Here is a 22,031-nt window from a genome sequence, read left to right on the forward strand (position 1 = left end):
CCGGTCTCGCGGGCGCACACGAACGCGGCCGGTCGGATCAGTACGGGCAGGACTCGCCGTTCTCGTCCGATGGGGAAGACTGAGTCCACGAGGGACACCGTATTCACACGCAGCAACGTCTGGATCCCGAACGTGATCCGCGAGGACGGTGAGTTGAAGCTGACACTCGGTGCCGGGGCCGACGCCGACCATGACCCCCGGACGTTCACGTTCCCGATCCGGGAAGCCCATCTTGCGGTGATCCGGGAGGACCTGGCCAGACACCTGCTGCTGTCGAGTGCGGTCCTTTGAGTGCGGTCCTTCCGCTGTGCACCGCCGCCGGAACCCGGGGCCCGCTCGACGAGAACGCTGCCATCGCGCTCCTGGACCCGATCCTCCTCTCCGCGCCCGCAGACGTCGACGCGCTCTTCCAGCGCATCCGGTGGGACAGGGATCGGCTCATCACCCATGGAGCTGACATCGATCTGCTCGAGCGCGGTCAGGTCTGCGCGGCGATGCGCGCGGCGACAGAGACGGCCAACCGGAAACGAGTTCAGGAGTACCACGCGAACCGCCGTCGCGCCGAGCACGGAGCAGTGCTCGGTCCGCTCGACGCCGCGATCCTGAGGTACACGGGCCAGTACTTGCACGGCGGGACGGTTCCGAGGCGGATGCCCGATGCCGTCGACCCTGCGCTGCTGTCCGAGGTCCTGCGCGTGATCGCCACCGCCGAACAGGCGTGCGCCGGGATGCGGATCGGCCGCGATCCGCGACGGGGAAAGCGCGCCACGGACAAACGCGACTGGAATCGGATGGAGACGACGGTCGACGCGGCCGTGCGCCGCACACACCCTGGCCTCATCGACGATGCGGTGCGCACCGTGAACTTCCTGATGTGCCCGGAAGCCGCACATCTCTCCAGGAACACCCCCCCTGGAGGCCGACGAGGAGGCCGCCGGCGACCGCGCCGACTCCGGCGGGAGTGCGAGGAAGGTGGGCGGAATGAAGGACCGCGTCAGTCTTCGGTTTCCCGGAGGCGGCTCGCGATCGCGGAGACAGCGCACTCGGCGGCGTGCCGCGCAGCCGGCGCGGACGGCAGGTCGCAGCCCTGCGCCAGGGTGAGCCCCGACGGATCGTCGACAGCGGTCCTCCACTGCCAGACGGCGAACGGTGGTCCCGGTCGGGCTCCCAGGGCGGGGCGCTGCGGCAGTCGTCGGGCGTCCTGAGTGACCTCCAGGCGGAGGGTTCGGGTGGCCGTGAGGCGTATGTGCCCCGTCTGCGGCCCGCGGGGGTCGATGCTCTGCCACCGCACAGGTGCCGGCGTCGATTCCGAGACGTCCAGGAAGGCGTCGGCGAAATCCGCGAGACAGCGGTACAACGAAGCGCGCACCGCCTGCCCCGGGCAGCGACCCCAGCGGCCTGGCGGCAGGGTGACGATCTCGTCCACCACCGTCTGTGCGGCCACTGCGGTCGTCCGGGTTGCGCATGCTGTCCCACTGGCCGGGGAGTCGTCGCGCACGGCCGTCACCGCACCGGCTGCCAGGTGGGAGCGAGTGAGAGCTGTGCTGTGCGCCAGGTACGCCAGGCAGTCGATGCCCAGGCCGTCCACCAGCCTCTCGATGCATTCGGCTGCCATGTCCGCCCGCCAGGGGACGGCGGCGTCCAGAACTCCCGCACGTACGTCGAGGGCGGCACTGATGTCGCCAGGTTCCACGGCCTGCTCAGGCAGATGTGCGACCGTGTCAAGGACCTGCTGGTAGAGGTCACGCCCGGCGCCTTGTTCGTCCGGAGGCGCGTACCAGGTCAAGGCGCAGACGGCATCGATCACTTGGTCCTGGCGCACCCTGAGAACCCGTTGCACGTCCTTGACCCGCTCGCTCACGTCGTCCTCTCGGTTGATGTGGGGAGGCGGTGATCCGCGTGCCCCCGGGGCCCGCTCACGCCGTCGGTGCGGGCGGGCCCGTCACGACCGTCAACTGGCGGCCGGACTGTGCTCCGGTCGCTGTTCCTGGCCGACTTCCCAGGTCTCGGCGATACGCATGATCTGCCGGTGCGGACGGTCGTATGGTGTCCAGCCAGGGTTTCCGGTCGCTGCGAAGCTGATCCAAGCCGTGTGCATGCGGGCGGCGAGTTCGGCCGGTGGCTTTCCGGAACCGAGAAGAGAATCAGGGCCTTGCAGATCAGGCTGGTCGGTCACGTCGAAGACGAACGGCAACTCGACGGTGTGCGCTGCTCCCAGTTCACCTCCCAGAGCGGGCGAACGCCAGGCGAACTCGTAGCGGAAGGTGCGGGAGCCCGGGTGTGCGGCATGGGCGTCTGCGAGGCTGCGGCTTCCGGCGACGAACAGTGCCTCGGACATGAGGGCGGAGCGCAGTTCGCCGCTTGTGGCTCGGGGGCGGCTGCGGCGAAATGTCCGGGCGCAGCCGGCGGGGTCAGGGTGGAAGAGAGCGGCGGTAGCCTCCGCGTCGGCCGTTGTCGACGTGCTGAGTGTGCCGAACGGAGCCAGGTAGAGGTGCCCCTCCTCCGCGTTCGTGCCGATCAGCAGGTCCACGTCCGCGCCCTGACCGTCGGCGACGACGTCGGCGGGTTGCCTGGCGAGGACGATGCTGAACGGGCTCAGCCCGAGGAGTGGGTCGCTGTCGGTCATCGTCCGAAGGTCGATCCCCGACAGGTCGGACATGACCTCGACGAGGCGCTCGTCGGAGACCTCCGCGAAAGCCTCGGAGTGCGGCGCGACGCCCAGGGCTTCGGCTGCGGCGGTCGTCACACGTGAGGCCTGCTCGCTCGTGAAGGCACCACGCCCGCTTCCGCTCTGGATGATCGAGCGCTTGACGAGACCTTCCGCCGCAGGATCGGCCAGGATCGCACCCGTCATGGTGGCACCGGCCGACTGGCCGAACAGAGTGACGTTCTCGGGATCCCCGCCGAAGACGCCGATGTTCTGCCGCACCCAGCGCAGGGCTTCGAGCACGTCGAGCAGACCCCGGTTGCGGGGCGCTCCGGGCAGGTCGAGGAACCCGGGGATACCGAGCCGGTAGTTCACCGTGACGAGGACGACGCCGTCACGGGCGAAGCGGCTGCCGTCGTACAGGGACGACCGGTTGGAGCCGGCGACGAACCCCCCGCCGTGTACGAACACCATGACCGGCGCGCCGGGCCGTGTGCTCCCTGGGGTCCAGACGTTGACCGTGAGGTAGTCCGCCCCCCGCACCCATCCGGGCCCGAAGTAGGCCGCCATGTCCATTGAGCCGAAACGGCGTGGGCCTTGCGGAGCGGTCGGGCCTGGCTCGGTGGCATCCCGTACTCCCTCCCACGGAGCGTGCGGCCGCGGAGCCGCGAAACGGCCCGCGCCGACCGGAGGCGCGGCATAGGGGATACCGAGAAATACGGAGTGGTCATCGAGCTGTCTGCCGCGGACCGCTCCTTGCGCAGTCCGTACGACGAGTTCGCGATGGGGCATCGGTCTTTCCTTGCTGGTCGGTGCGGGAGAGAGGGGCGTCGGTGGCCGCGCCGAGCCGGCCGGCGTGCTCGGAGGAGGGGAGTGCGCGGGCCGGCGTCTCCTTGCGGGTCGTACGGGGTGATCAGGTTCGGGAGAACGGAGCCCAGTTGCTGAGTTCGAAGCCGGAACCACGGCGACGCAGCTCGAAGGCGCCGTGGCCGGGGAGGTGCGCAGGGAGCACAAGTGCATTGGTGTCGGCCGCGTGGGCGAACATGCGCGCACGGCTGGCGCGGGCACCGTCCTCGTCCTCCTCGAAGCAGCTGTTGATGTGCGGCTCGTGGACCTGGATCGCGCCGTGCAGCAGGTCACCGGCGAAGATGGCACGGTCGCCCGCGGACTCCAGGTGGATGATCGACGCGCCGGGGGTGTGGCCAGGAGCCAGCTCCAGACGGAGGTTGGAGTCGATGGTGTACGACTCGTCCCAGACCTTCACCAGCCCTGCCTCTACGACGGGGTCGATGCTGTCCTCGTAGACGTTCTGGTTGCCCCGCCCGAAGACGGTGTTGTGGAGGTTCTCCGGCTTCCAGTACTCGAAGTCTCGCTGCGGCATCAGGTAGGTGGCGTTGGGGAAGGTGGGCACCCAGTCCCTGCCCTCGAGCCGGGTGTTCCAGCCGACGTGGTCGTCGTGCAGGTGGGTGTTGATGACGATGTCCACGTCTTCGGGCCGCACACCGACAGCGGCGAGGTTCGCCAGGTAGTCGGTGTTCAAGTAGGACCAGATGGGCTGCAGGGGGCGGTACTTGTCGTTGCCGGCCCCCGTGTCGATGAGGATGATCTTGCCCTCGCTGCGCAGCACCCAGGACTGGGTGGCGGCGCGGGTGAGGTCGCTCTCAGGCTCCCAGTGGTGGGGTGCGAGCAGCTCGGTGTGACGCTGCCACTCCTCGGGCTTGCTGTTGGGGAAGAAGACATCCGTCGTCATGGGCGTCGTGTCGGAGTACTCGATGACGCGGTGGATCTCCACATCGCCGAGTTCGATGGTGCTGACCGTCGGCGTCCGATCGCCGTCCGGCGTCGCGCTCCGGCTGTTCGCGGATTCATGGGACGAAAGGGTGGTCATGTTTCTCCTTCTGAGGTGTCGGATTCTGAGGTGTCGGACGTTTTCCAGCTTGCGATCGAGCGTGGCCTCGGCGGTATCGGACAGGTGACTGCACTTGTCCCTGGCCGGTGGTGGTGGTCAGGGAGTCGGGCGAGGGCCGCGCGTCCGAAGCGCCCTTGAGCCCCCTGCGCAACTTCGTGTGGCCCGGGTGCCCGGCGCCGGTCGTTCGCGCGCCATCCGTCACATGACTGCACCCCGGCCACCAGCGGCCGTATGCCGGGAACGCCCTGGTAACGTCGGTATGCGGGATGCGGTCACCGGAGTCACCCGGTCCGGGAGAATCCCGGAACGTCTGGAGAACCGGTGGACGAGCACGCGGCAGACACCGCCGCCGACGGAGGCTCAGGGTCCGTTGTCAGGCAAGCGGAACTGGACGAGCTTCTCGCGGCTGTCGACGCGGCAGGACAGACGGGCGGGCTCCTGACGGTTGCGGGACCCCCTGGATCGGGCAAGACCACGCTGACGGAACGATTCGCACGCCGCTTCGGCGCGGAGGGTGGCCGGGTTCTGCGAGCCGACAGCAGTCAGTCCGAGACCGACCTGCCGTTCTCGGGCCTGCACCAGCTCCTGCGGCCGGTCCGCCGTGACATCGACATGCTGCCCCCCAGGCAGCGGAGCGCTCTGCACACCGCGTTCGGCCAGGCCGAACAGAGCGACGCACCGGATCCGATGCTCATCGGCATAGGTGTTCTCACACTGCTGTCGGACCTCGCCGTCGAACGGCCCCTCCTGCTGGTCGTGGATGACGCCCAGTGGGCCGACCGGGCCTCGCTGGACGTTCTCTCCTTCGTTGCCCGCCGGCTGGCTGACGAGCCGGTGACGATGCTGTTCGCCACCCGCGACGGTGTGCTGTCGACTCTCGCCGCAAGGCAGCGGATCATCGACCTGGGCCCACTCGACCGGGACACGGCGAACAGATTGCTCGACCAGCAGCCGCAGGTACCGGAAGGGCTCACCCGGGAGCGGATCCTCGACCAGGCGGAAGGTAATCCCCTGGCCTTGGTGGAACTGGCGAGAGCCGCCATGGAACGAGCGCACACGATCCGTGACACCGAGGGCCCACTCCCGGTCACCGACAGACTGGAGCGGGTCTACGCGAACCGGCTGACAGCATTGCCGACCGAGACCCGTCGCGCGGTGGTGCGCCTGGCCACGGCGGACACCGAGGATCCTCCGCACTCGGTGTTGTCCTGGCTACCGGACATCGGCGACCCTGTGTGGGTGGCGGCCGAGGAGGCCGGACTCGTCCGCCGGACCGGGGGACGGCTGCGCTGCAGCCACGCCCTGTCACGCAGCGCGATCTACCAGGCCGCCCCGGCCGAGGAGCGCCGTACCGCCCACCTGGAGCTGGCCGAGCTGTTCCAGGGGCCGGATCCCGACCGGTACGCCTGGCACCTCGCCGCCGCCACTTCCGGCCTGAGCGCACATGTATCGGCCGAGCTGGAGCGCAGCGCTGACCGCGCGCGTCACCGCAGCGGATACGCAGCCGCCGCTCACATGCTGGAACGTGCCGCAGACCTGCATCCCGACCGAGATGACAGCACGCGGCTGCTGGCCGCCGCCACCAGCACGGCGGTCCTGACGGGCCGGCTCGATACGGTCGAACGACTGGCTGCCCGCACCCGCGCCGGCACGGACGACCCGACGGCCGCGGCGCTCGCAGCCCTGCAGGTGGGACGGCTCATGACGCTGACCACTTCGCACAGCGCCGCGTTCGGACAGCTGATGCGTCTGGCCACAGCTCTGGCGGACACCGCGCCCGCAGCCGCGATGGAAGCCTTGGCAGCGGCCGCCGTGGTCCGCTTCTACTCGGGCGACCCGTCCCAACTGCAGGAGATCGAACGCCTTCTGCCCTCCTCGCCTGCGGCTCCGCCCCAAGCGCTCGGCAACCGGGAATCGCTCCTGGAGGAGTGGGCCGGAACCGTCGCGCGTCCCGAGGCCGCCGACCGGGATCTGCCGGGGCGGCTGCCCGCGCTGCTGGCGGCGGTGGGGGACCAGCCGGAGACCCTGACACTGCTCGCCATCGCCGCCTGGCTGCTCGACGAGACGGATCTGGCCGTACGCACCTTCGACGCCGCCTTCACCACCTGGGCATCCAAGGGGCCGCTCCCCGACGGTCTGGGCGGAGTCGCCGCTCAGGCCTACCTGGAGCACGGAAGGTGGGCCAGAGCACAGACGGCGTGCGCCGAGCTCTCAGCCGTCGCGACCTCCGCCGGTCTCGACCATGCAGCCGCCTGCGCCGCGTCCACCGATGCTCTGCTGCGCGCGCTGCGGGGCGACACGGCAGGAGCGCGTACACAGGCCCGGCAGGCCCTGTCGCTCATCGACCCCCTGGAAAGCCGGTCGGTCCTGGTCATCGCCCATCGTGCGCTGGGAACCGCAGCGGCTGCTGAGGGGGATCACGAAACGGCGTACCTGCACTACCGCGCCCTCTTCGACGGTCAGGGCAACCCCGTGCACTACCACCTCTCCTATCCGGCGCTGCCGGAACTCGTGTCGGCAGCGGCGCGCTCCGGCCGACACGAAGAGGCCGCTCACGTCGTGGATGCGACCGGACGATCCCTCAAGAACGCAGGCCACCTCGCACCGCGAAGGACCGCCCTGGTCCACCTGAGCCGGGCGCTCCTCGCCACTCCCGACGAGGCCGAGAGCCATTTCACGCAGGCCCTGGCGACTCCGGCGCTCGCCCGGAGGCCCATGGAGCGGGCCCAGGCGCTTCTGGCGTACGGAGAGTGGCTTCGCCGCCGCCGTCGCATCGCCGAGGCGCGTCCTGCACTGGTCGAGGCCGAGGCCGTCTTCCGTCGGCTGGGTGCGCAGCCCTGGGTGGTGCGCGCCCAGACCGAGCTCAGGGCTGCCGGAGCCCACAGCGGTACGGCGGAACCGGACGCATTCGCGGATCTCACGCCGCAGCAGCAGCAGATCGTACGGCTCGCGGCTCTGGGACTCACGAACCGCGAGGTGGCGGAGAAGCTGTTCCTCTCTCCCCGCACCGTCGGGTCCCACCTGTACCGGGCGTTCCCCAAACTGGGCATCACCGTGCGCTCCCAACTGCGGGACGTCGTCGAGGCCGTGAACGCGGAGATTCCGTCCGGCTGGTCCGCGTGAGTCGGGCCCGGGACAGGACCGGGTGGTCAGCTGTCGGCCATGTGTGACGACGGCTCCCCACAGCGGTTGGGGGGCGGGGGAAAGACTGCTCGGGAACGGGGCGCAGGCGGCCGACGAGCATCGGCAGTGCGCCACGTGCAAAGTTTCTGAACGTGCAAGCAGCAGAGTGTTGACGTGTTCTGTCAACTACCCGGGACTGGCGTCCCGGGCTTGCTGCTCGGGTCATCACTGGCTGTGATGGGTCCCGGCTGCGTCCGGCTCTCACGCAATGAGTGTGAGGGCTGGGGCCGTTGACTGGGCCCCGCAGACCCATGCCATCCACCCTCTTCGGGTGATGTTGTGGGACGAGTTGTGGTCCGCGTGCTCGATGAAGCCGCAGGCCTTGCACGCGAAGCGGGCCTGGGTAGGCCGGTTGGTGCGTGCGGTGTGGTGGCACTGGGAGCATTCCTGGCTGGTGTACGCCGGGTCGATGTAGATCACCGGCACTCCGGCCTTCTTCGCCTTGTAGGCGATGAACGAGCCGAGCTGGGCGAAGGGCCAGGAGTGGAGCGTGGTGCGTTGGGGCTTTCTCAGCCGTGCCCGCTCGCGGATACCCGTCAGTTCTTCCAGGGCGATCCCACGACCGGTGCGTTCAGCCTCCGCCACGATCCGCTTCGAAATCTTGTGGTTGATGTCCTTGTTGCGGCGGGCTTCCTTGCCCGCGTACTTCTTCGCCCGCCGCTTCGCGGACTTCGTGCCCTTCTTCTGGAGCTTGGAGCGCAGCGCCCGGTCGTTCGTACGCTTGCGGTTGATCCGGCGCCCGCAGTGGCGCTCGCCGTCACAGGTGGCGGCGATGTTCACGATCCCCAGGTCGACCCCGACGAAGCCCACCGGGTGAGCGTTGAGGGTCTTCTCGGGGATCTCGCAGGTCGCGATCAGGAACCACTTCCCGCCCTGGCGGACCAGGTCGGACTCGCCGTGGCGGTGTCCGGCCAGCACAGCCAGCTGCTCTGCCTGCCCGGTGAACGCCATGCCCTTCAACCGGCCCGCCGTGGTCCAGATGGAGACCGTGCGGGCCTGGTGCTGCCAGGACAGCATGCGGTCGTCGTAAGGCTGGGCCGCGTTCTTGCGGAAAGTGACCGGCTTGCCCGAGACGCGGGTGTGGCGCTTGGTGCCGGGCCGGCCGTACCGGCCGGCCCGGAGGTTGGCCTTCAAGGTGGTGTAGGCGTCACAGGTCTTCTTGATCGCGTGCTGGGCGGCCTGCGCCCCCAGTCCCCAGCGTTGTCTGATCTCGGTGTAGGTGTGCTTGCGCAGGCCCAGGGGGCGGTGCACGCCCTTCTCGAAGGCGACCTGCGCGGCCCAGGAAGCAGCCTCGTTGCAGACGTGCAGGGTTTCCTCAAGTGCCGCCGCCTGTACGGGCGTCGGTAGGAGTTTGACCCGCACGACCAGCTTCATGACGGCGAGGCTAGCACTCCTACAATCAGTCCATGTCACCTCGATGGGAACCAAACCCCGATCTGAGGAGGGGTAGAACAGTTGTCCACACCCTCCATGCGCACTTGGTCTTCACTCCGAAGTGCCGCGGCCCCTTCACCGACGAGATCCTCGTCCGATGCGAGGAGATCATGCGGGACGTCTGCACCGACTTCGGCGCTGAGCTGACCGAGTTCAACGGCGAAACCGACCACGTCCATCTCCTGGTCCACTATCCCCCCAAGATCGCACTGTCCCGGCTGGTCGGCTCCCTCAAGGGCGTCTCCGCCCGTCGACTGCGCCAGGAGTTCCCCGCCCACATCCGCCGCTACCTATGGGGCGACCACTTCTGGTCCCCGTCCTACTTCGCCGCTTCCGCCGGTGGGGCTCCACTCGAAGTGATCAAGGAGTACATCGAGAACCAGAAGCGCCCCGGCTGAGCCTTCACGTCCGGCTCCGCCGGACCGGCCGTCCCGACGCTCCGCGCCGACTCGATTTCACCGGCTCCGCCGGTCACGACACCGCGACGCTCCGCGTCGCAACCACGGGATGCGATTCCTCCCGGGCGTGAACGCCCGGGGTTCCTCGCAAGAATCCGCTGAACTTCGAGAATCGGTGGCCGCGCCCGTGGTTGAAGATCACGTCTGGTTCTCTGCGGCTGTGACGGTGCGGCCGGCGATGTCGCGGAATGAGGGAATGCCGAGGTTCACGGTTGCGGCGCGACGGTCACGTTCGCCGAGTTCGGCGAGCTTCTGCTGGGCTCCGGCGAGACTGACTTTGAGTCCTTCGACTTCACCTGCCATGCGGCCGCGACGTCGGGCGTCCTGACCGATCCGAAGGGGCAGACAAGCTCACCGGCGCGGACCGCAGGGCGCCGGCGTCGCTGTTCTGGACCCATGTGAATCCGTACGGCCGGTTCGAGCTGGACATGATGAGCCGCCTTGATCTGAACCTGCCCATCCGCGCGACGGTGCCCGGCTCGCTCGCCCCCGCAGAGCGAGAGGGCCGCCGACCCAGGCGTGATCGTCGAGCGGCGCTTCCCTGGGATCGCCACCCGGCTCGCCGGCTGAGCAACGCGCTGAGCGAGCAGGACCGTTTTCGCGGGACAGGTTACGGCGCCACGATGCGTTGGACCGCAGCCTCGACGAGTTGTTCGCGCTCGGACTCCGAGAACACCCCGGGCAGGGTGAGTTGTTCGACAATGAGCCAGTTGAAAGCGAGATACAGCAGCCGGACTGCGGTCGCATCGCCGGGCAGGCCGGACTTCTCGTGGTAGGCCACATTGGCGTCGATGTCGGCGCGGACACGCTCGGTCAGCACCGCGCGTAGCTCGGGACGCCGGATGGCTTCGAGGCGCAGTTCGAGCAGCGCCAGATAGCCGTTGCGAAAAGCACTGATCCGGCCGACCAACTCGCGCATCAGCATCGCGTAGGTCGTCCGGTCCGGGGTGCTCGCCCGCTGTCGCGCGATCGTCGCCTCGTCGGGCTGGAGCCGTTCGTATACCCGAGCGCCCGTTTGGGTGAGCAAGTCATCGCGGTTTGCGAAGTAGTTGGAGGCCGTGCCGGCGGGCACGGCGGCCTCAACGTCCACGGCCCGGAAGGTCAGGCCGCGTGCCCCCTCCGTGGCCAGCACCTCGATCGCCGCATCAACGAGAGCGGCCCTTCGCTCGTCGTTCCTGCGCACCATTGACACCACTCCATTCGCAGCACTACGTTCAAACCACTTCAGGCAGAGTACTACAGTTGGAGTAATCTAGATGCGGAAGCTCGTGTACTACGTCGCTGTCACTATCGATGGCTACATCGCCGGACCCGGCGGAGAGTTCGACTTCTACCCTCTCGGCGACGAGAAGCAGGCCGCCGCCTATGGCGAGTGGACCAATGCCCGCTACCCCGAGACAGTGCCCACCTTCATGCGCGCCGCCCACGGCCTGGCGGACACCCCCAACCAGCGCTTCGACACCGTCCTGATGGGACTCGGCAGCTATCGCCCCGGCCTGCAGGCAGGCTTCACCAGCCCCTACGCTCATCTGCGTCAGTACGTCGTGTCGAGCACGCTCGCACCCGACACCGACCCCGCGGTCACCGTGGTCGGACAAGACCCGCTCGCCCTTGTCCGGGACCTCAAGCAGGAGGAAGGTCAGGACATCTGGCTCTGCGGGGGCGGAATTCTCGCCGGCGCGCTGCTGCCGGAGATCGACGAGCTGATCATCAAGAGTTATCCCGTAGTCGCGGGAACCGGGATCTCGGTGTTCGACGGGGAGTTCAACCCCACTCTTTTCAAGGTGGTCGATCGCAACTCGTTCGCCAACGACGTCACGATCACGTCGTTCGCTCGACGTTAACGCGTTCGGGGTGAACCAGAGGTCCGATCGCCGTAGCGTCGGCACTCCGGCCAGTACTCACCGATCTGAAGGCGTGGTACGTGGTGCCCCGAACCCCGGCGACGAGGTCGTCCGGGACGTCCACCGGCCGAACGGTCGTCGCCCTGATCCCGCTGCGGATCACCGCATCCGAACGAATCGACCAGAGGAGCCGGCCGAAGGGCGGGCCCAGCAGGAACCGAAGGACGGCCGGCTGCGGAAGGAGCGCGTCGAGACTCGGTCCGGTGCTGACCAGCGCGATCGACCTCACCAGGTCCGGGCGCCCTTCCGCAAGCGCGGTGGCGACGTAGCCGCCGCTGGAATGCCCGACCGTGGCGACCTGACGAAGGCCGAGTTCGTCGAGTAATGCCGCCACTCCGCCCGCCTGCACGGGCACGTCGTACGACGCCGCGGGCGGGGACTGGCCGCAGCCGGGGAGGTCGACCCGGATGACGTGGTGGTGGGCGGCCAGCGCCGGGATCATCGGGTTCCAGGTGCTGCCCGGGGCCCCCGATCCGTGGATGAGCAACATCGGCGGCCCCCCCCTCGGGCCGTCATGGACCACGCGCATCCCCTGCGCGAGTTCAACGTCGAATTCACTCATGCCGGGATGATGCCGGGGCCGTCTGCCGTCGGTCTTGTACAAATGTCGTCGTGCGGGTGAGACCAGCCACCATGGCCACGATCGAGGAAGGCCCGCGACGTCAGGCCCAGGGAGCGAACGGTGGACGGGCCGGGGCAGGGCCGAGCGTGGTGGTGCCCGGCTCGGCGCGGTGGCCGAGGCCGGTCCGGTAGGCGTTCAGGGCCGCTTCCGTCCGGCCCTCGCTGCGCAGCAGGTCTCCGAGCAGTCGGCAGATGTCGGCGAGGTCTCCGGCAGCTCCCGTCTGTTCGAGCAGGGAGAGCGCGGTGGCGTAGTGCAGCTCGGCGGCCTCGACGTCTCCGGCCTCCTCGGCGATCAGCCCGAGAAGCCGGTGTGCGCCACCGGCGTGCACCGCGCCGCGGCCGGCCTTGAGGCCGGCCAGCAGGCTTTCCAGGAGCTCCGCGGCCTCCGCCGACTTCCCCCTCCTGCGCAGGACGTCGGCGAGCTCGACCTCCACCTGGGAGACGTACAGGGCCGCCCGCTTGGACACCAGCATCGAGTGCGCGGTGCGCAGTTCCGTCTCCGCCCGCACGAGGTCGTCGTTCTGCGCACAGACATAGCCCCGCATCCAGTGGCAGTGAGCGAGTTCGGTACGGATCTGCAACTGCTGGTAGAGCTCGGTGGCCCGCGCCAACGACGTCTGGGCGGCGTCGGCCCTGCCTTCGGCGATCAGGGTGCGGGCCACCGTGCGGTGCATGTGGGCCACCAGGGCGGGGTCGGACACCTGCGGCACCAGAGCGAGGGCGAGTTCGGCGGCCTGGGCGGCGCGGGCGTGGGCGCCCATGTCCATGTACGGGGCGATCGAGGCCGTGTAGAGCTGGAGCAACGCACCCGGGTCGTGCAGCCCGGACGTGTTCAGTTCGTCGATCGCGCTGTCCAACAGGTAGCACGCGTAACGAAGTTCACCTGCCAGGAAGTGGGCGACCGACCTGCCCCGGACCGCCCGCGCACGGGCGGGGAGCGGTTCGTCGGCCAGCACGTGTTCCGCCGCCTCGAACCGGGCCAGGGCATCGGTCAGCTCGCCGGTCTCCAGCGCACATTCACCGAGGCCGACGAGCGCGGCCGCCCGTTCCTGCGTGAGTCCGTATTCCTCGGCCCGGCCGAGGATCTGTTCATAGGCCGCTCGCGCGTCGGCGGCGTCCTCCACGGCCAGTAGCCGCTGGGCGTCGGCCAGTTCCATCCGCAGGGCTGTGGCGATGTGGGTGGGCTTGCCCGTGGCGAGTTCCTCGGGGGCGACGCCGAGCCGTTCGGCGATGTGCCGGATGGCGGCTTCGGAGGGTCGCACCTTGCCGGCTTCCAGGGTGGAGACGTAGGCGGCGGTGTACGCGGGCTCGGCGAGCTGCCGCTGCGTCAGTTCGCGTTCCTTGCGGAGCCGCTTCACCCGGCGGCCGATCGCAGCCGGTGCGTCCTGCTCCTCCGCCTGTTCGGGGTACGGCCGGTCGGGAGCCCCGCCCCCGACCGTCCCGTCCGGACCGTCGGTCGTCCTCGCTGCTCCCGCCATAGCTCCCCCTCGTCCCGCGTCTGCCGGTGGCCACCGACTGCTCCATGCGAACTGTGCCCGCCGAGCCGGGAGACCACCGGTCGCCCCCGGCCCATCCTGCATCCCCGGCTGCCGTCACGGGCACCATCGACCGCGCTCCCCCATCGCCGTGGGGCTACGGAACTGTTGCCAACAGCTCGCCACCCAACCTAGGTTATGCGTCACGTTAATCATATTTACCTTGCCGCTTTACTTCATTCGGGCTGGACATCAGAGCGAGGGTTGACATGCGCACATCCAGAGCAGTCGCCATATCCGTGGGCGTCGCGCTCACTGCGATCATGGGAGCGGCCCTCGCCACTCCCGCGGTCGCCGTGGACCCGGAGCCCACCCAGGAACCGCGGGTCACCGTCGAGTACTTCCCCGAGCCCGGCGGCGAGGGCCGGCGAACCAAGGTCCCGCTCAACACGGAGACGGTGAGCGGTCGTTCCGCCGCCCGGAGCGCGGCACCCGCCGAGGCGGCCACGGACGGGGAGGTCGGCGAGCTGTCCGTGACGGGCTCTTCGGCCGACCGCCTCGACGTGGTGATCGTCGGCGACGGATACACCGCCGACCAGCAGGACGCCTTCCACACCGCGGCTGCCACGAAGTGGGCGGCCATCACCGACATCGAGCCGTACTCCAGCTATCAGGGCCTGATGAACGTGTGGACCGTCGACGCGGTGTCCGCCGAATCCGGCATCACGGGTGACCCCACCGCCGACGTCACCAAGGACACCGCGCTCGGCAGCTACTTCTGGTGCTCACAGACCGAACGGCTCATCTGCGCCGACATCGACAAGGTCGCCTCCTACGCCGCCAAGGCCCCCGAAGCCGACCTGGTCATCGTCATCTCCAACTCCACCAAGTACGGCGGTGCCGGCTACTCGGGCCTGGAGGCGGAGGGCTACCCGTTCGACGGCGTCTCGACGCTCTCCTCGGACAACGCGCAGTCGAGCATGATCGCCGCCCATGAGATCGCCCACTCGGTCGGCCTGCTGGCGGACGAGTACACGTACGACAGTTACGGCACGTGGACGGGCGGCGAGGTGACCGACATCAACTCCAGCACGTTCACCGCGGAGCAGATGGCCGCCAACCGGACCAAGTGGTACCGCTGGCTCGGCGAGAGCGACCCCACGGGCGGCACCGTCGGTACGTACGAGGGCAGCAGCTACTACCCGTTCGGGATCTATCGCCCGACCTCCAACTCCCTCATGCGGGCCCTGAACATCAACGACTTCAACCTCCCCGGCCGCGAGGCCATGATCGCCGGCTTCTACCGCGAGGCCAACGCGCTGAGCAGCAAGGTCCGCGTGAGCAGCGCGGTCCTCAGGACCAGTCGCATCAAGGTCGACCAGGCCGAGCTCACCGGCCTGGCCGCGCCGGAGCTGCGCTGGTACGTCGACGGCGTGCGGGTCAAGCGGGCGCAAGGTCTCACCTCGGTCGTCCCCGCCGCGCTGGGCGTTCCCGCGGACGGCAGGAAGCACACCGTGACGGTCGAGGCCCTGGACCGGAGCAAGTCGATCCGCGACCCCCAGGTCCGCGCCGAGGCCACCGAGAAGCTGACCTGGACAGTCAAGGCGTCCGGGCGCAACGGCCACAAGAAGCACTGACGGACGGCCGTACGCGACGCAGCGCACCGGTCACTTCGCCCGCCGTAAGCGACGCAGCGCACCGGCCACTTCGCCGGGCCCGGGACTCATGGTCCCGGCCCGGCGAAGTGGCCGCCCGCGCGTCGCCGACCTGTTTCGCCGTGCGACGTCGGGCGGTGAGCTCAGGGGCGCGCGGTGACCGCGGCGGGCTCGGCCGCCGGGGCGACTCCGCGCTCGGCCAGGAGCCGCATGGTTCGGCCCAGCATTGCGAGCCTCTCGTCGACCGCCGCATCGCCGGGAACCTGGATCTTCGCTCCCGCATAGGACATCGCGCCTTCGGCGGCACGGAGACAACGGCGTACCTCGTCGGCGTCCATGAGGGAGGTGGGCTCGTCCTCGGTGAGAGGCAGATGCGCGTCCGCCCACGGTCCCCCGTACTCGTTGGCGGTAGGGCCGGCGCCGGAGAACATGACGCCTTTCAGCAGGCCCTCGGAGACGAGCCGGGTGATGTGGGCGAGCGGCCGGGCGGAGTCCTGCGCCTCGATCGCGGAACGGCCCCAGTTGATGGCGACACCGATCCCTCCCGCGCGCGCGAGGGGGATCTCGTCCTCCAGCGGCAGGAAGCGCTTCTCGCCCGGGACGGTCGGCGCATACGCGTCGCAGTGCTCCAGGACGAGCCGGGTGGACCAGTCGCCCGTGGCGGGTGCGCTCGCCGTGATCTCGTCGAGAGAACGCGCGAACATCTCCGGGACAGCGGTCACCGAGGGCGCGGTGTGGATGTGGATGACGGAGACCGACTGCTCACCCGTGAGCTGGTTCAACTCCTCGGCGGCGATGCGCGCCTCGCGGAGGAACTCGAGCGCCGCCTGCCGGCCGTCGCGATCCCCGGAGGCGAGCCCGAAGGTGCCCGAGGCACCCACGCGCACCATCGTGCCGGGGATCAGTGTGATCACTGACCGGGTGAAACGGCCGCGCATCTGCGCGGCCAGCCAAGGCACGTCCTCACCGAGGCCGTCGCGGTACGGGATCTCCAGCCCGTCGGCGATCCCCCGGCCGGCGAGCCCCTCGTAGAAGCGTTCCTGGTCGGCGCGCAGGGAGGGCAGGGCCGCATACGCGCCTACGAGAGTGGCGGGGCGTTCTGTGTTCATGGTGTCGCATTCTATTCAAGGTAGGACGTCAGATGTCTAGGTGTGCGGTACACGGCCTATCTTCGAGCGCCCGGCCACCCCTCACGACCTACAGCGCCACCTCCGCCCAGACGCACTTGGTGTACGCATCACGGACGACGCATCCCCAGCGAGCCGCGTGCGCCTCGACGAGCAGCAGGCCTCTCCCCGTCACCGCCTCGGGATCAGCGAGCCCCGGCGCGGTGGCGGGGAGGAGACGTTCGGGGCGGGCATCGGTGACCTCGATACGGACAGCTCGCGTCAGGAGCCGCACGGTCAGCCGGAAGTCCCGGCCCGGGAGGCGACCGTGCGTGATCGCGTTGGACGTCAGCTCGGCCGCGACGAGGGCGACCGCGCGGACGGTCTCGGAGTCGTACGGCGCGCCGCACCACTCCGTGACCTGCTGCACGGTGAGGCTGCGTGCCAGCCGTGCACCGCGCGGCGTGCTGCTGAGCTGAAGGCGCAATTCGCCGGTCGAGGTTCCGGCTTCACGGGTGTCTTCCTGTGGCTTCACGGCAGCCATGCTGGGACGCTGCGCCCGGCCACGGCCAGGCACAACTGCCGTACTAGGAGGGGAGGTACGGGCATCTCAGGCGGCACAGTTGCTTAGTTGTACGGGTCTTGTACGGGTGCTGTACGGGTCGCGACCGTGTCCGGGGGAACAGCCCTCCCGTTGAACCTGTCCCCGTCGAAGCCATGTCGACGACCGTGGTGGCGGGCGGGCGGAGGGAGAAGCGGTGGCGGAGAGGGGTGTGAGGGCAGTGCCGGAGACGAAGAACGGCGGTGCGGCGCAGGCGAAGGCCAAGGCGAGGGAGGACAACGAACTGCCGGGAGTGTGGGTGGCCTACGGCGCCCTCCTTGCCCATCTGCGCAAGCGGGCCGGGCTGACCCAGCCGGCGCTGGGTGAAGCCATCGGGTACTCGCTGGAACAGGTCGCCTCCGTCGAGCAGGGGCGCCGCCCGGCGAAGGCGGCGTTCACCAAGGCCGCCGAGCGGGCCCTGGACGCAGGCGGCGTACTGGAGGTGCTCCAGGCCGAGGTGGACCGGGCCAAACTCCCCCGGTTCTTCCGCAACTTCGCGGCCGTCGAGGCGGAGGTCCTGAGCCGCTTCTCGTACGAACCGCTGCTGGTACCGGGGCTGTTGCAGACGGAGGCGTACGCACGCGCGGTGTTCGCCGGGCACTGTCCGCCGTTCAGCCAGGAGGTCGTGGACCAGCACACGGAAGCGAGGCTGGGACGCCAGAGGCTGTTGACGCGGGACCCGATGGCGGAGCTGTCGTTCATCATCGGGGAAGAGGCGTTGCGCGACCCTGTGGGTGGTGCGGACGTGATGCGCGGCCAATGGCAACGACTGCTGGAGGTAAGCGGGATGCGCAACGTAGAGGTTCAGGTGATGCCAGCGGGGCGAGGGTTCCACCCTGGGAAGAACGGAGCCTTCGTGACTGTGCAGACCAAGGAGCACGAGCATCTCGGATACTTCGAGTCACAAGGTGTCGGATGCATCGTGAGCGTTCCGGCAGACGTAAGCGCGTTCGGGTTGCGGTATGGCAAGCTGCGATCGCAGGCGCTGAACGTCGAGGAGTCTGCGCGGCTCGTCGAACGGCTGGTAGGAGAGACATGAGCAAGGAGCAGGCAACCGGGAACGCGGACGAGCTGGGCTGGTTCAAGAGCAGCTACAGCGGTTCCGACGGCGGTGACTGCGTAGAGGTTGCCGCGACCAGGGGCGCGGTCTACGTACGGGACTCCAAAGCCGCAGGCGACGGCCCCGCGCTGCGGGTCGGCCGCGACGAGTGGGCGGCGTTCGTGTCGCTCACCCGCGGATAGCGGCGCGCCGGACCGACCCCGCCGGAGCGGAACCGGTCCGGATCACTGCCGGTTCCGTCAGAGGCGCTCGATGATGGTGACGTTTGCCTGGCCGCCGCCCTCGCACATGGTCTGGAGGCCGTAGCGGCCGCCGGTGCGCTCCAGTTCGTGCAGCAGGGTCGTCATCAGCTTGGTGCCGGTGGCGCCGAGCGGGTGGCCGAGCGCGATGGCGCCGCCGTTGACGTTGACCTTGTCCGGGTCGGCGCCGGTCTCCTTCAGCCAGGCCAGGACGACCGGCGCGAACGCCTCGTTGATCTCCACCAGGTCCATGTCGTCGATGGACATCCCGGCTTTCTTGAGCGCGTACGCCGTCGCCGGGATCGGTGCCGAGAGCATGCGGATCGGGTCCTCGCCGCGCACGGACAGGTGGTGGATGCGGGCCCTGGGGGTGAGGCCGTGCTCGGCGACGGCCCGCTCGGAGGCGATGAGCATCGCCGAGGCGCCGTCGGAGACCTGCGAGGAGACGCCTGCGGTCAGCCGGCCGCCCTCGACGACGGTCCTGAGGCCGGCCATCTTCTCCAGTGAGGTGTCCCGGCGCGGTCCCTCGTCCACCGTCACGTCGCCGTACGCGACGGTTTCCCGGGCGAACCGGCCCTCGTCGATCGCCCGCAGGGCCCGCTGGTGCGAGCGAAGGGCGAACTGCTCCATGTCCTCGCGGGTGATGCCCCACTTCTCCGCGATGAGTTCGGCGCCGTGGAACTGGTTGACGGGCGCGTCGCCGTAGCGGGCGCGCCACCCCTCGGAGCCGGCGTACGGGCCCTCGGTCAGCCCGAGCGGTTCGGCGGCCTGGCGGCTGGCGTAGGCGATGGGGATCATCGACATGTTCTGGGTGCCGCCGGCGACAACCAGGTCCTGGGTGCCGGACATGACGCCCTGGGCGGCGAAGTGGACGGCCTGCTGGGAGGAGCCGCACTGCCGGTCCACGGTGGTGCCGGGCACCTCCTCGGGGAGACCCGCGGCGAGCCAGGCGGTGCGGGCGATGTCGCCGGCCTGCGGGCCGACGGTGTCCAGGCAGCCGAAGACGACGTCCTCCACCGCGGCCGGGTCGATCCCGCTGCGTTCGACCAGCGCCTTGATGACATGGGCCCCGAGGTCGGCGGGGTGGACGGCGGACAGGCCGCCCTTGCGCCGGCCGACCGGGGTGCGTACCGCTTCGACGATGTAGGCCTCGGCCATGACTGCTCCTTCGTAAGAGATATGAGGGTGGATCAGGTCTTCGTGGTGATGCCCGCGAGGACCATCGACAGGTACTGGCGGGCGATCTCCTCCGGGCTGTGGGTGCCACCGGGGCGGTACCAGGAGGCGGCCACCCAGACGGTGTCGCGGACGAAGCGGTAGACCAGCCGGACGTCCAGGTCGCTGCGGAAGGCCTGCTCGGCCACGCCGCGCTCCAGCGTGCGCAGCCAGGCGTTCTCGAACTTCAGCTGGGTGTCGGAGAGGTAGGCGAAGCGCGGCTGGGCGGAGAGGTGCTTGGACTCCCGCTGGTAGATGGCCACCGCCGGCCCGTGCCGGTCTATCTGCCGGAAGGACTGGGTGACGAGGGCCCCGATGGCCTCACGTGGCCCGAGTCCGGCAGCCAGGACCGTGTCGTAGCCCGTCCACAGCTCGTCCAGGAAGGCCGAGAGGATCTCGTCGAGCATCGACTCCTTGGAGTCGAAGTGGTAGTAGAGGCTGCCCGCGAGCATCCCCGCCTCGTCCGCGATGCGGCGGACGGTGGTGGCGTTGTACCCCTGGGCGGCGAACACCTCGGCTGCGGTCGCCAGAAGTTCGGCGCGCCTGTCGGCGTTGGCGGTGCCGGCGATCGCCTTCACGCCCTCTGGCTGCTGACGGAGACGGTCTCCCCCGTCATGTACGAGGAGTAGTCGCTGGCCAGGAAGACGATGACGTTGGCGATCTCCCACGGCTCCGCGTACCGGCCGAATGCCTCGCGTTCGGTGAGTTCGGCAAGCAGTTCCGGAGTGGTGACCTTCACGAGGTGCGGGTGCATGGCCAGGCTCGGGGCGACCGCGTTGACGCGTACGCCGAAGTCGGCCGCCTCCAGTGCCGCGCACCGGGTGAGGGCCATGACTCCGGCTTTCGCGGCGGCGTAGTGGGCCTGGCCGCGCTGGGCGCGCCAGCCGATGACGGAGGCGTTGTTGACGACGATGCCGCCGGTGGCACGCTCCTTGAAGTGGCGCAGGGCGGCGCGGGTGCAGCGGAAGGTGCCGTTCAGGGTGACGTCGAGGACCTTCGCCCACTGGTCGTCCGTCATGTCGACGAGGTCGGCGGTGCCGCCGAGACCGGCGTTGTTGACGACGATGTCGAGCCCGTCGTGGCGTTCGGCGGCGAGCGCGAACAGGGCGTCGACCTGCCGCTGGTCGGTGACGTCGCAGGGCAGTGCGGCGACGTTGTCCGCGCCGAACTCCTCCGCGAGGGCGGCGGCGCTCTCTTTGAGGCGGCGTTCGTGGGCGTCGCCGATGACGATCCGGGCACCTTCCTCCAGGAACTTGCGGGCGGTCGCTCCGCCGATCCCGGCGCCGGCGGCGGCAGTGATCACGGCGGTGCGTCCGGCCAGGAGGGAGTGGCCCGGTACATAGGGCGGCTGCGAGGTCACGGGCGGATCTCCTTGGGCAGGCCGAGGACACGCTCGGCGATGATGTTGCGCTGGATCTCGTTGGATCCGGCGTAGATGGTGTCGGAGCGGGAGAAGAGGAACAGCCGCTGCCAGTCGTCGAGTTCGTAGGGCGGCTCGGGGGCGGTCATGCCGCCGGCACCCAGGACGCTCATGGCGAGTTCGCCGAGTTCCCGGTGCCAGGTGGCCCAGAAGATCTTCCCGATGGACGCCTCGGGGCCGGGGGCGCCTGCCGCCACGCCGTCGAGCATGCGCAGGGCGTTGAACCGGATGGTCTCCAGACCCGTCCAGGCTCGGGCGAGCCGGTCGCGGATCAGCGGGTCGTCCGCGGCGCCGTTGCGCCGGGCCAGGGCGATCAGGGTCTCCAGTTCGCGCCGGAAGCCGACCTGCTGGCCGAGGGTGGAGACGCCGCGTTCGAAGCCGAGGGTGGCCATGGCCACCCGCCAGCCGTCGCCGGGTTCCCCGACGATGTGCGCCGCACTGGTGCGGGCGCCGTCGAAGAAGACCTCGTTGAACTCGGAGGTTCCGGTCAGCTGCTGGATCGGCCGGATCTCCACGCCCGGCTGGTCGAGCGGGACCAGCAGATAGGACAGGCCCGCGTGGCGGGTGGAGCCCGCCTCGGTGCGGGCGACGACGAAGCACCACTGGGCGTCGTGGGCGAGTGACGTCCAGGTCTTCTGCCCGGTGACGACCCAGTCCTCGCCGTCCCGCTCGGCCCGCGTCCGTACGTTCGCCAGGTCGGACCCGGCGTCCGGCTCGCTGTAGCCCTGGCACCACAGCTCCTCGACGGCGACGATCGGCGGCAGGAAGCGGGCCTGCTGCTCGGGTGTGCCGAAGGCCACCAGGGTCGGCCCGAGCAGTTGCTCCCCGATGTGGTTGACCCGTGCGGGGGCGTCGGCCAGGGCGTACTCCTCGTGGAAGGCGACCTGCTGCTCGATGGTCGCGCCCCGGCCTCCGTGCTCCTCGGGCCAGCCCACACACGTCCAGCCCTCGGCCGCCATGTGCCGTTCCCAGGCGAGCCGTTCGGCGAAGGCCTCGTGCTCCCGTCCGGGTCCGCCGCGGCCCCGAAGGCCCGCGAAGGCGCCGGTGAGGTTGGCGGCCAGCCAGCCGCGGATCTCGGTGCGGAACTCCTCGACGCTGCTCATG

General features: G+C 69.5%; 20 protein-coding genes and 1 pseudogene. 7 read left to right on the forward strand and 14 right to left on the reverse strand.

All coding sequences use genetic code 11. The features are described 5' to 3' along the window. Window positions 1-69: 69 nt before the first annotated feature. Window positions 70-972 (forward strand): annotated as a pseudogene (locus ACIBJG_RS11600) (DUF6357 family protein); the annotation flags it as partial. A 22-nt stretch (window positions 973-994) separates the two neighbouring features. Here the strand turns inward: ACIBJG_RS11600 and ACIBJG_RS11605 are convergent. The 3 genes from ACIBJG_RS11605 to ACIBJG_RS11615 all read right to left on the reverse strand — a co-directional run bounded on the left by ACIBJG_RS11605 (window position 995) and on the right by ACIBJG_RS11615 (window position 4,535). After that, window positions 995-1,861: a hypothetical protein gene (locus tag ACIBJG_RS11605; protein WP_399307129.1), complete on the reverse strand. Its 867-nt coding sequence runs from the start codon at window positions 1,859-1,861 to the stop codon at window positions 995-997. A 90-nt stretch (window positions 1,862-1,951) separates the two neighbouring features. Continuing rightward, on the reverse strand, window positions 1,952-3,439 hold the full coding sequence (locus ACIBJG_RS11610; RefSeq protein WP_399307131.1) for a carboxylesterase/lipase family protein: 1,488 nt from the start codon (window positions 3,437-3,439) through the stop codon (window positions 1,952-1,954). Between the two features lie 121 nt (window positions 3,440-3,560). Further along, entirely contained in the window at window positions 3,561-4,535 is a 975-nt protein-coding gene (locus tag ACIBJG_RS11615; RefSeq protein ID WP_399307133.1) for an MBL fold metallo-hydrolase, read from the reverse strand. 342 nt (window positions 4,536-4,877) lie between these two features. Here ACIBJG_RS11615 and ACIBJG_RS11620 point away from each other — a divergent pair, with 342 nt between their 5' ends. Next, on the forward strand, window positions 4,878-7,679 hold the full coding sequence (locus ACIBJG_RS11620) for an ATP-binding protein (protein ID WP_399307135.1): 2,802 nt from the start codon (window positions 4,878-4,880) through the stop codon (window positions 7,677-7,679). A 261-nt stretch (window positions 7,680-7,940) separates the two neighbouring features. On the opposite strand, the gene ACIBJG_RS11625 is transcribed toward ACIBJG_RS11620, so the two are convergent. Then, complete coding sequence (locus tag ACIBJG_RS11625) at window positions 7,941-9,113, reverse strand: RNA-guided endonuclease InsQ/TnpB family protein (protein ID WP_399307137.1); 1,173 nt, start codon at window positions 9,111-9,113, stop codon at window positions 7,941-7,943. 32 nt (window positions 9,114-9,145) lie between these two features. Here ACIBJG_RS11625 and tnpA point away from each other — a divergent pair, with 32 nt between their 5' ends. After that, the gene (gene tnpA / locus ACIBJG_RS11630) at window positions 9,146-9,571 is read left to right on the forward strand and encodes an IS200/IS605 family transposase (protein ID WP_399307139.1); all 426 of its coding nucleotides are present in this window, start codon (window positions 9,146-9,148) and stop codon (window positions 9,569-9,571) included. 198 nt (window positions 9,572-9,769) lie between these two features. On the opposite strand, the gene ACIBJG_RS11635 is transcribed toward tnpA, so the two are convergent. Beyond that, window positions 9,770-9,934 carry a hypothetical protein gene (locus tag ACIBJG_RS11635; RefSeq protein ID WP_399307141.1) on the reverse strand — a complete coding sequence of 55 codons (165 nt, stop codon included), beginning with the start codon at window positions 9,932-9,934 and terminating at the stop codon, window positions 9,770-9,772. Between the two features lie 307 nt (window positions 9,935-10,241). Further along, window positions 10,242-10,817: a TetR/AcrR family transcriptional regulator gene (locus tag ACIBJG_RS11640; protein ID WP_399307143.1), complete on the reverse strand. Its 576-nt coding sequence runs from the start codon at window positions 10,815-10,817 to the stop codon at window positions 10,242-10,244. A gap of 70 nt (window positions 10,818-10,887) precedes the next feature. Here ACIBJG_RS11640 and ACIBJG_RS11645 point away from each other — a divergent pair, with 70 nt between their 5' ends. Then, entirely contained in the window at window positions 10,888-11,475 is a 588-nt protein-coding gene (locus ACIBJG_RS11645; RefSeq protein WP_399307145.1) for a dihydrofolate reductase family protein, read from the forward strand. Here the strand turns inward: ACIBJG_RS11645 and ACIBJG_RS11650 are convergent. After that, window positions 11,453-12,139: an alpha/beta fold hydrolase gene (locus ACIBJG_RS11650; RefSeq protein ID WP_399307148.1), complete on the reverse strand. Its 687-nt coding sequence runs from the start codon at window positions 12,137-12,139 to the stop codon at window positions 11,453-11,455. The genes ACIBJG_RS11645 and ACIBJG_RS11650 overlap by 23 nt on opposite strands. 58 nt (window positions 12,140-12,197) lie before the next feature. Beyond that, the gene (locus tag ACIBJG_RS11655; RefSeq protein ID WP_399307150.1) at window positions 12,198-13,634 is read right to left on the reverse strand and encodes a helix-turn-helix domain-containing protein; all 1,437 of its coding nucleotides are present in this window, start codon (window positions 13,632-13,634) and stop codon (window positions 12,198-12,200) included. 266 nt (window positions 13,635-13,900) lie between these two features. Here ACIBJG_RS11655 and ACIBJG_RS11660 point away from each other — a divergent pair, with 266 nt between their 5' ends. Beyond that, window positions 13,901-15,268 carry a M64 family metallopeptidase gene (locus tag ACIBJG_RS11660; protein WP_399307152.1) on the forward strand — a complete coding sequence of 456 codons (1,368 nt, stop codon included), beginning with the start codon at window positions 13,901-13,903 and terminating at the stop codon, window positions 15,266-15,268. Window positions 15,269-15,429: 161 nt separating this feature from the next. Here ACIBJG_RS11660 and ACIBJG_RS11665 read toward each other — a convergent pair whose 3' ends face one another. Both ACIBJG_RS11665 and ACIBJG_RS11670 read right to left on the reverse strand, forming a co-directional pair. Next, window positions 15,430-16,395 (reverse strand): DUF4862 family protein, encoded by a 966-nt coding sequence (locus ACIBJG_RS11665; protein ID WP_399307154.1) that lies wholly within the window; start codon window positions 16,393-16,395, stop codon window positions 15,430-15,432. Window positions 16,396-16,483: 88 nt separating this feature from the next. Beyond that, window positions 16,484-16,936 carry an ATP-binding protein gene (locus ACIBJG_RS11670; protein WP_399307156.1) on the reverse strand — a complete coding sequence of 151 codons (453 nt, stop codon included), beginning with the start codon at window positions 16,934-16,936 and terminating at the stop codon, window positions 16,484-16,486. A 229-nt stretch (window positions 16,937-17,165) separates the two neighbouring features. Here ACIBJG_RS11670 and ACIBJG_RS11675 point away from each other — a divergent pair, with 229 nt between their 5' ends. Further along, window positions 17,166-18,032, forward strand: a complete 867-nt coding sequence (locus tag ACIBJG_RS11675; protein WP_399307158.1) for a helix-turn-helix domain-containing protein — start codon at window positions 17,166-17,168, stop codon at window positions 18,030-18,032. Continuing rightward, the gene (locus ACIBJG_RS11680) at window positions 18,029-18,235 is read left to right on the forward strand and encodes a DUF397 domain-containing protein (RefSeq protein ID WP_399307160.1); all 207 of its coding nucleotides are present in this window, start codon (window positions 18,029-18,031) and stop codon (window positions 18,233-18,235) included. Before ACIBJG_RS11675 ends, ACIBJG_RS11680 begins: the two co-directional genes overlap by 4 nt. A gap of 57 nt (window positions 18,236-18,292) precedes the next feature. Here the strand turns inward: ACIBJG_RS11680 and ACIBJG_RS11685 are convergent, their stop codons facing one another. Genes ACIBJG_RS11685 through ACIBJG_RS11700 form a run of 4 tightly spaced genes read right to left on the reverse strand, consistent with a single transcriptional unit; the run spans window position 18,293 to window position 22,030 of the window. After that, the gene (locus ACIBJG_RS11685; RefSeq protein ID WP_399307162.1) at window positions 18,293-19,450 is read right to left on the reverse strand and encodes an acetyl-CoA C-acetyltransferase; all 1,158 of its coding nucleotides are present in this window, start codon (window positions 19,448-19,450) and stop codon (window positions 18,293-18,295) included. Between the two features lie 32 nt (window positions 19,451-19,482). Beyond that, window positions 19,483-20,085: a TetR/AcrR family transcriptional regulator gene (locus ACIBJG_RS11690; RefSeq protein ID WP_399307164.1), complete on the reverse strand. Its 603-nt coding sequence runs from the start codon at window positions 20,083-20,085 to the stop codon at window positions 19,483-19,485. Continuing rightward, window positions 20,082-20,867, reverse strand: coding sequence for an SDR family oxidoreductase (locus ACIBJG_RS11695; RefSeq protein ID WP_399307166.1), 786 nt, complete (start codon window positions 20,865-20,867; stop codon window positions 20,082-20,084). Before ACIBJG_RS11695 ends, ACIBJG_RS11690 begins: the two co-directional genes overlap by 4 nt. Beyond that, window positions 20,864-22,030, reverse strand: coding sequence for an acyl-CoA dehydrogenase family protein (locus ACIBJG_RS11700; protein WP_399307167.1), 1,167 nt, complete (start codon window positions 22,028-22,030; stop codon window positions 20,864-20,866). Before ACIBJG_RS11700 ends, ACIBJG_RS11695 begins: the two co-directional genes overlap by 4 nt. Window position 22,031: the final 1 nt, after the last annotated feature.

The sequence above is a fragment of the Streptomyces sp. NPDC050422 genome (genome assembly GCF_044458665.1).
In the GTDB taxonomy this organism is placed as follows: Bacteria; Actinomycetota; Actinomycetes; order Streptomycetales; family Streptomycetaceae; genus Streptomyces.

What these genes read in the sequence shown, in the direction of transcription:
- ACIBJG_RS11645 (WP_399307145.1), top strand. Translation starts at nt 10,888, where the DNA reads ATGCGGAAGCTCGTGTACTACGTCGCTGTCACTATCGATGGCTACATC.
- ACIBJG_RS11660 (WP_399307152.1), top strand. Translation starts at nt 13,901, where the DNA reads ATGCGCACATCCAGAGCAGTCGCCATATCCGTGGGCGTCGCGCTCACT.
- ACIBJG_RS11635 (WP_399307141.1), bottom strand. Translation starts at nt 9,934, where the DNA reads ATGGCAGGTGAAGTCGAAGGACTCAAAGTCAGTCTCGCCGGAGCCCAG.
- ACIBJG_RS11665 (WP_399307154.1), bottom strand. Translation starts at nt 16,395, where the DNA reads ATGAACACAGAACGCCCCGCCACTCTCGTAGGCGCGTATGCGGCCCTG.
- ACIBJG_RS11655 (WP_399307150.1), bottom strand. Translation starts at nt 13,634, where the DNA reads ATGGCGGGAGCAGCGAGGACGACCGACGGTCCGGACGGGACGGTCGGG.
- ACIBJG_RS11610 (WP_399307131.1), bottom strand. Translation starts at nt 3,439, where the DNA reads ATGCCCCATCGCGAACTCGTCGTACGGACTGCGCAAGGAGCGGTCCGC.
- ACIBJG_RS11670 (WP_399307156.1), bottom strand. Translation starts at nt 16,936, where the DNA reads ATGGCTGCCGTGAAGCCACAGGAAGACACCCGTGAAGCCGGAACCTCG.
- ACIBJG_RS11640 (WP_399307143.1), bottom strand. Translation starts at nt 10,817, where the DNA reads ATGGTGCGCAGGAACGACGAGCGAAGGGCCGCTCTCGTTGATGCGGCG.
- ACIBJG_RS11625 (WP_399307137.1), bottom strand. Translation starts at nt 9,113, where the DNA reads ATGAAGCTGGTCGTGCGGGTCAAACTCCTACCGACGCCCGTACAGGCG.
- ACIBJG_RS11615 (WP_399307133.1), bottom strand. Translation starts at nt 4,535, where the DNA reads ATGACCACCCTTTCGTCCCATGAATCCGCGAACAGCCGGAGCGCGACG.
- ACIBJG_RS11685 (WP_399307162.1), bottom strand. Translation starts at nt 19,450, where the DNA reads ATGGCCGAGGCCTACATCGTCGAAGCGGTACGCACCCCGGTCGGCCGG.
- tnpA (WP_399307139.1), top strand. Translation starts at nt 9,146, where the DNA reads ATGTCACCTCGATGGGAACCAAACCCCGATCTGAGGAGGGGTAGAACA.
- ACIBJG_RS11680 (WP_399307160.1), top strand. Translation starts at nt 18,029, where the DNA reads ATGAGCAAGGAGCAGGCAACCGGGAACGCGGACGAGCTGGGCTGGTTC.
- ACIBJG_RS11700 (WP_399307167.1), bottom strand. Translation starts at nt 22,030, where the DNA reads ATGAGCAGCGTCGAGGAGTTCCGCACCGAGATCCGCGGCTGGCTGGCC.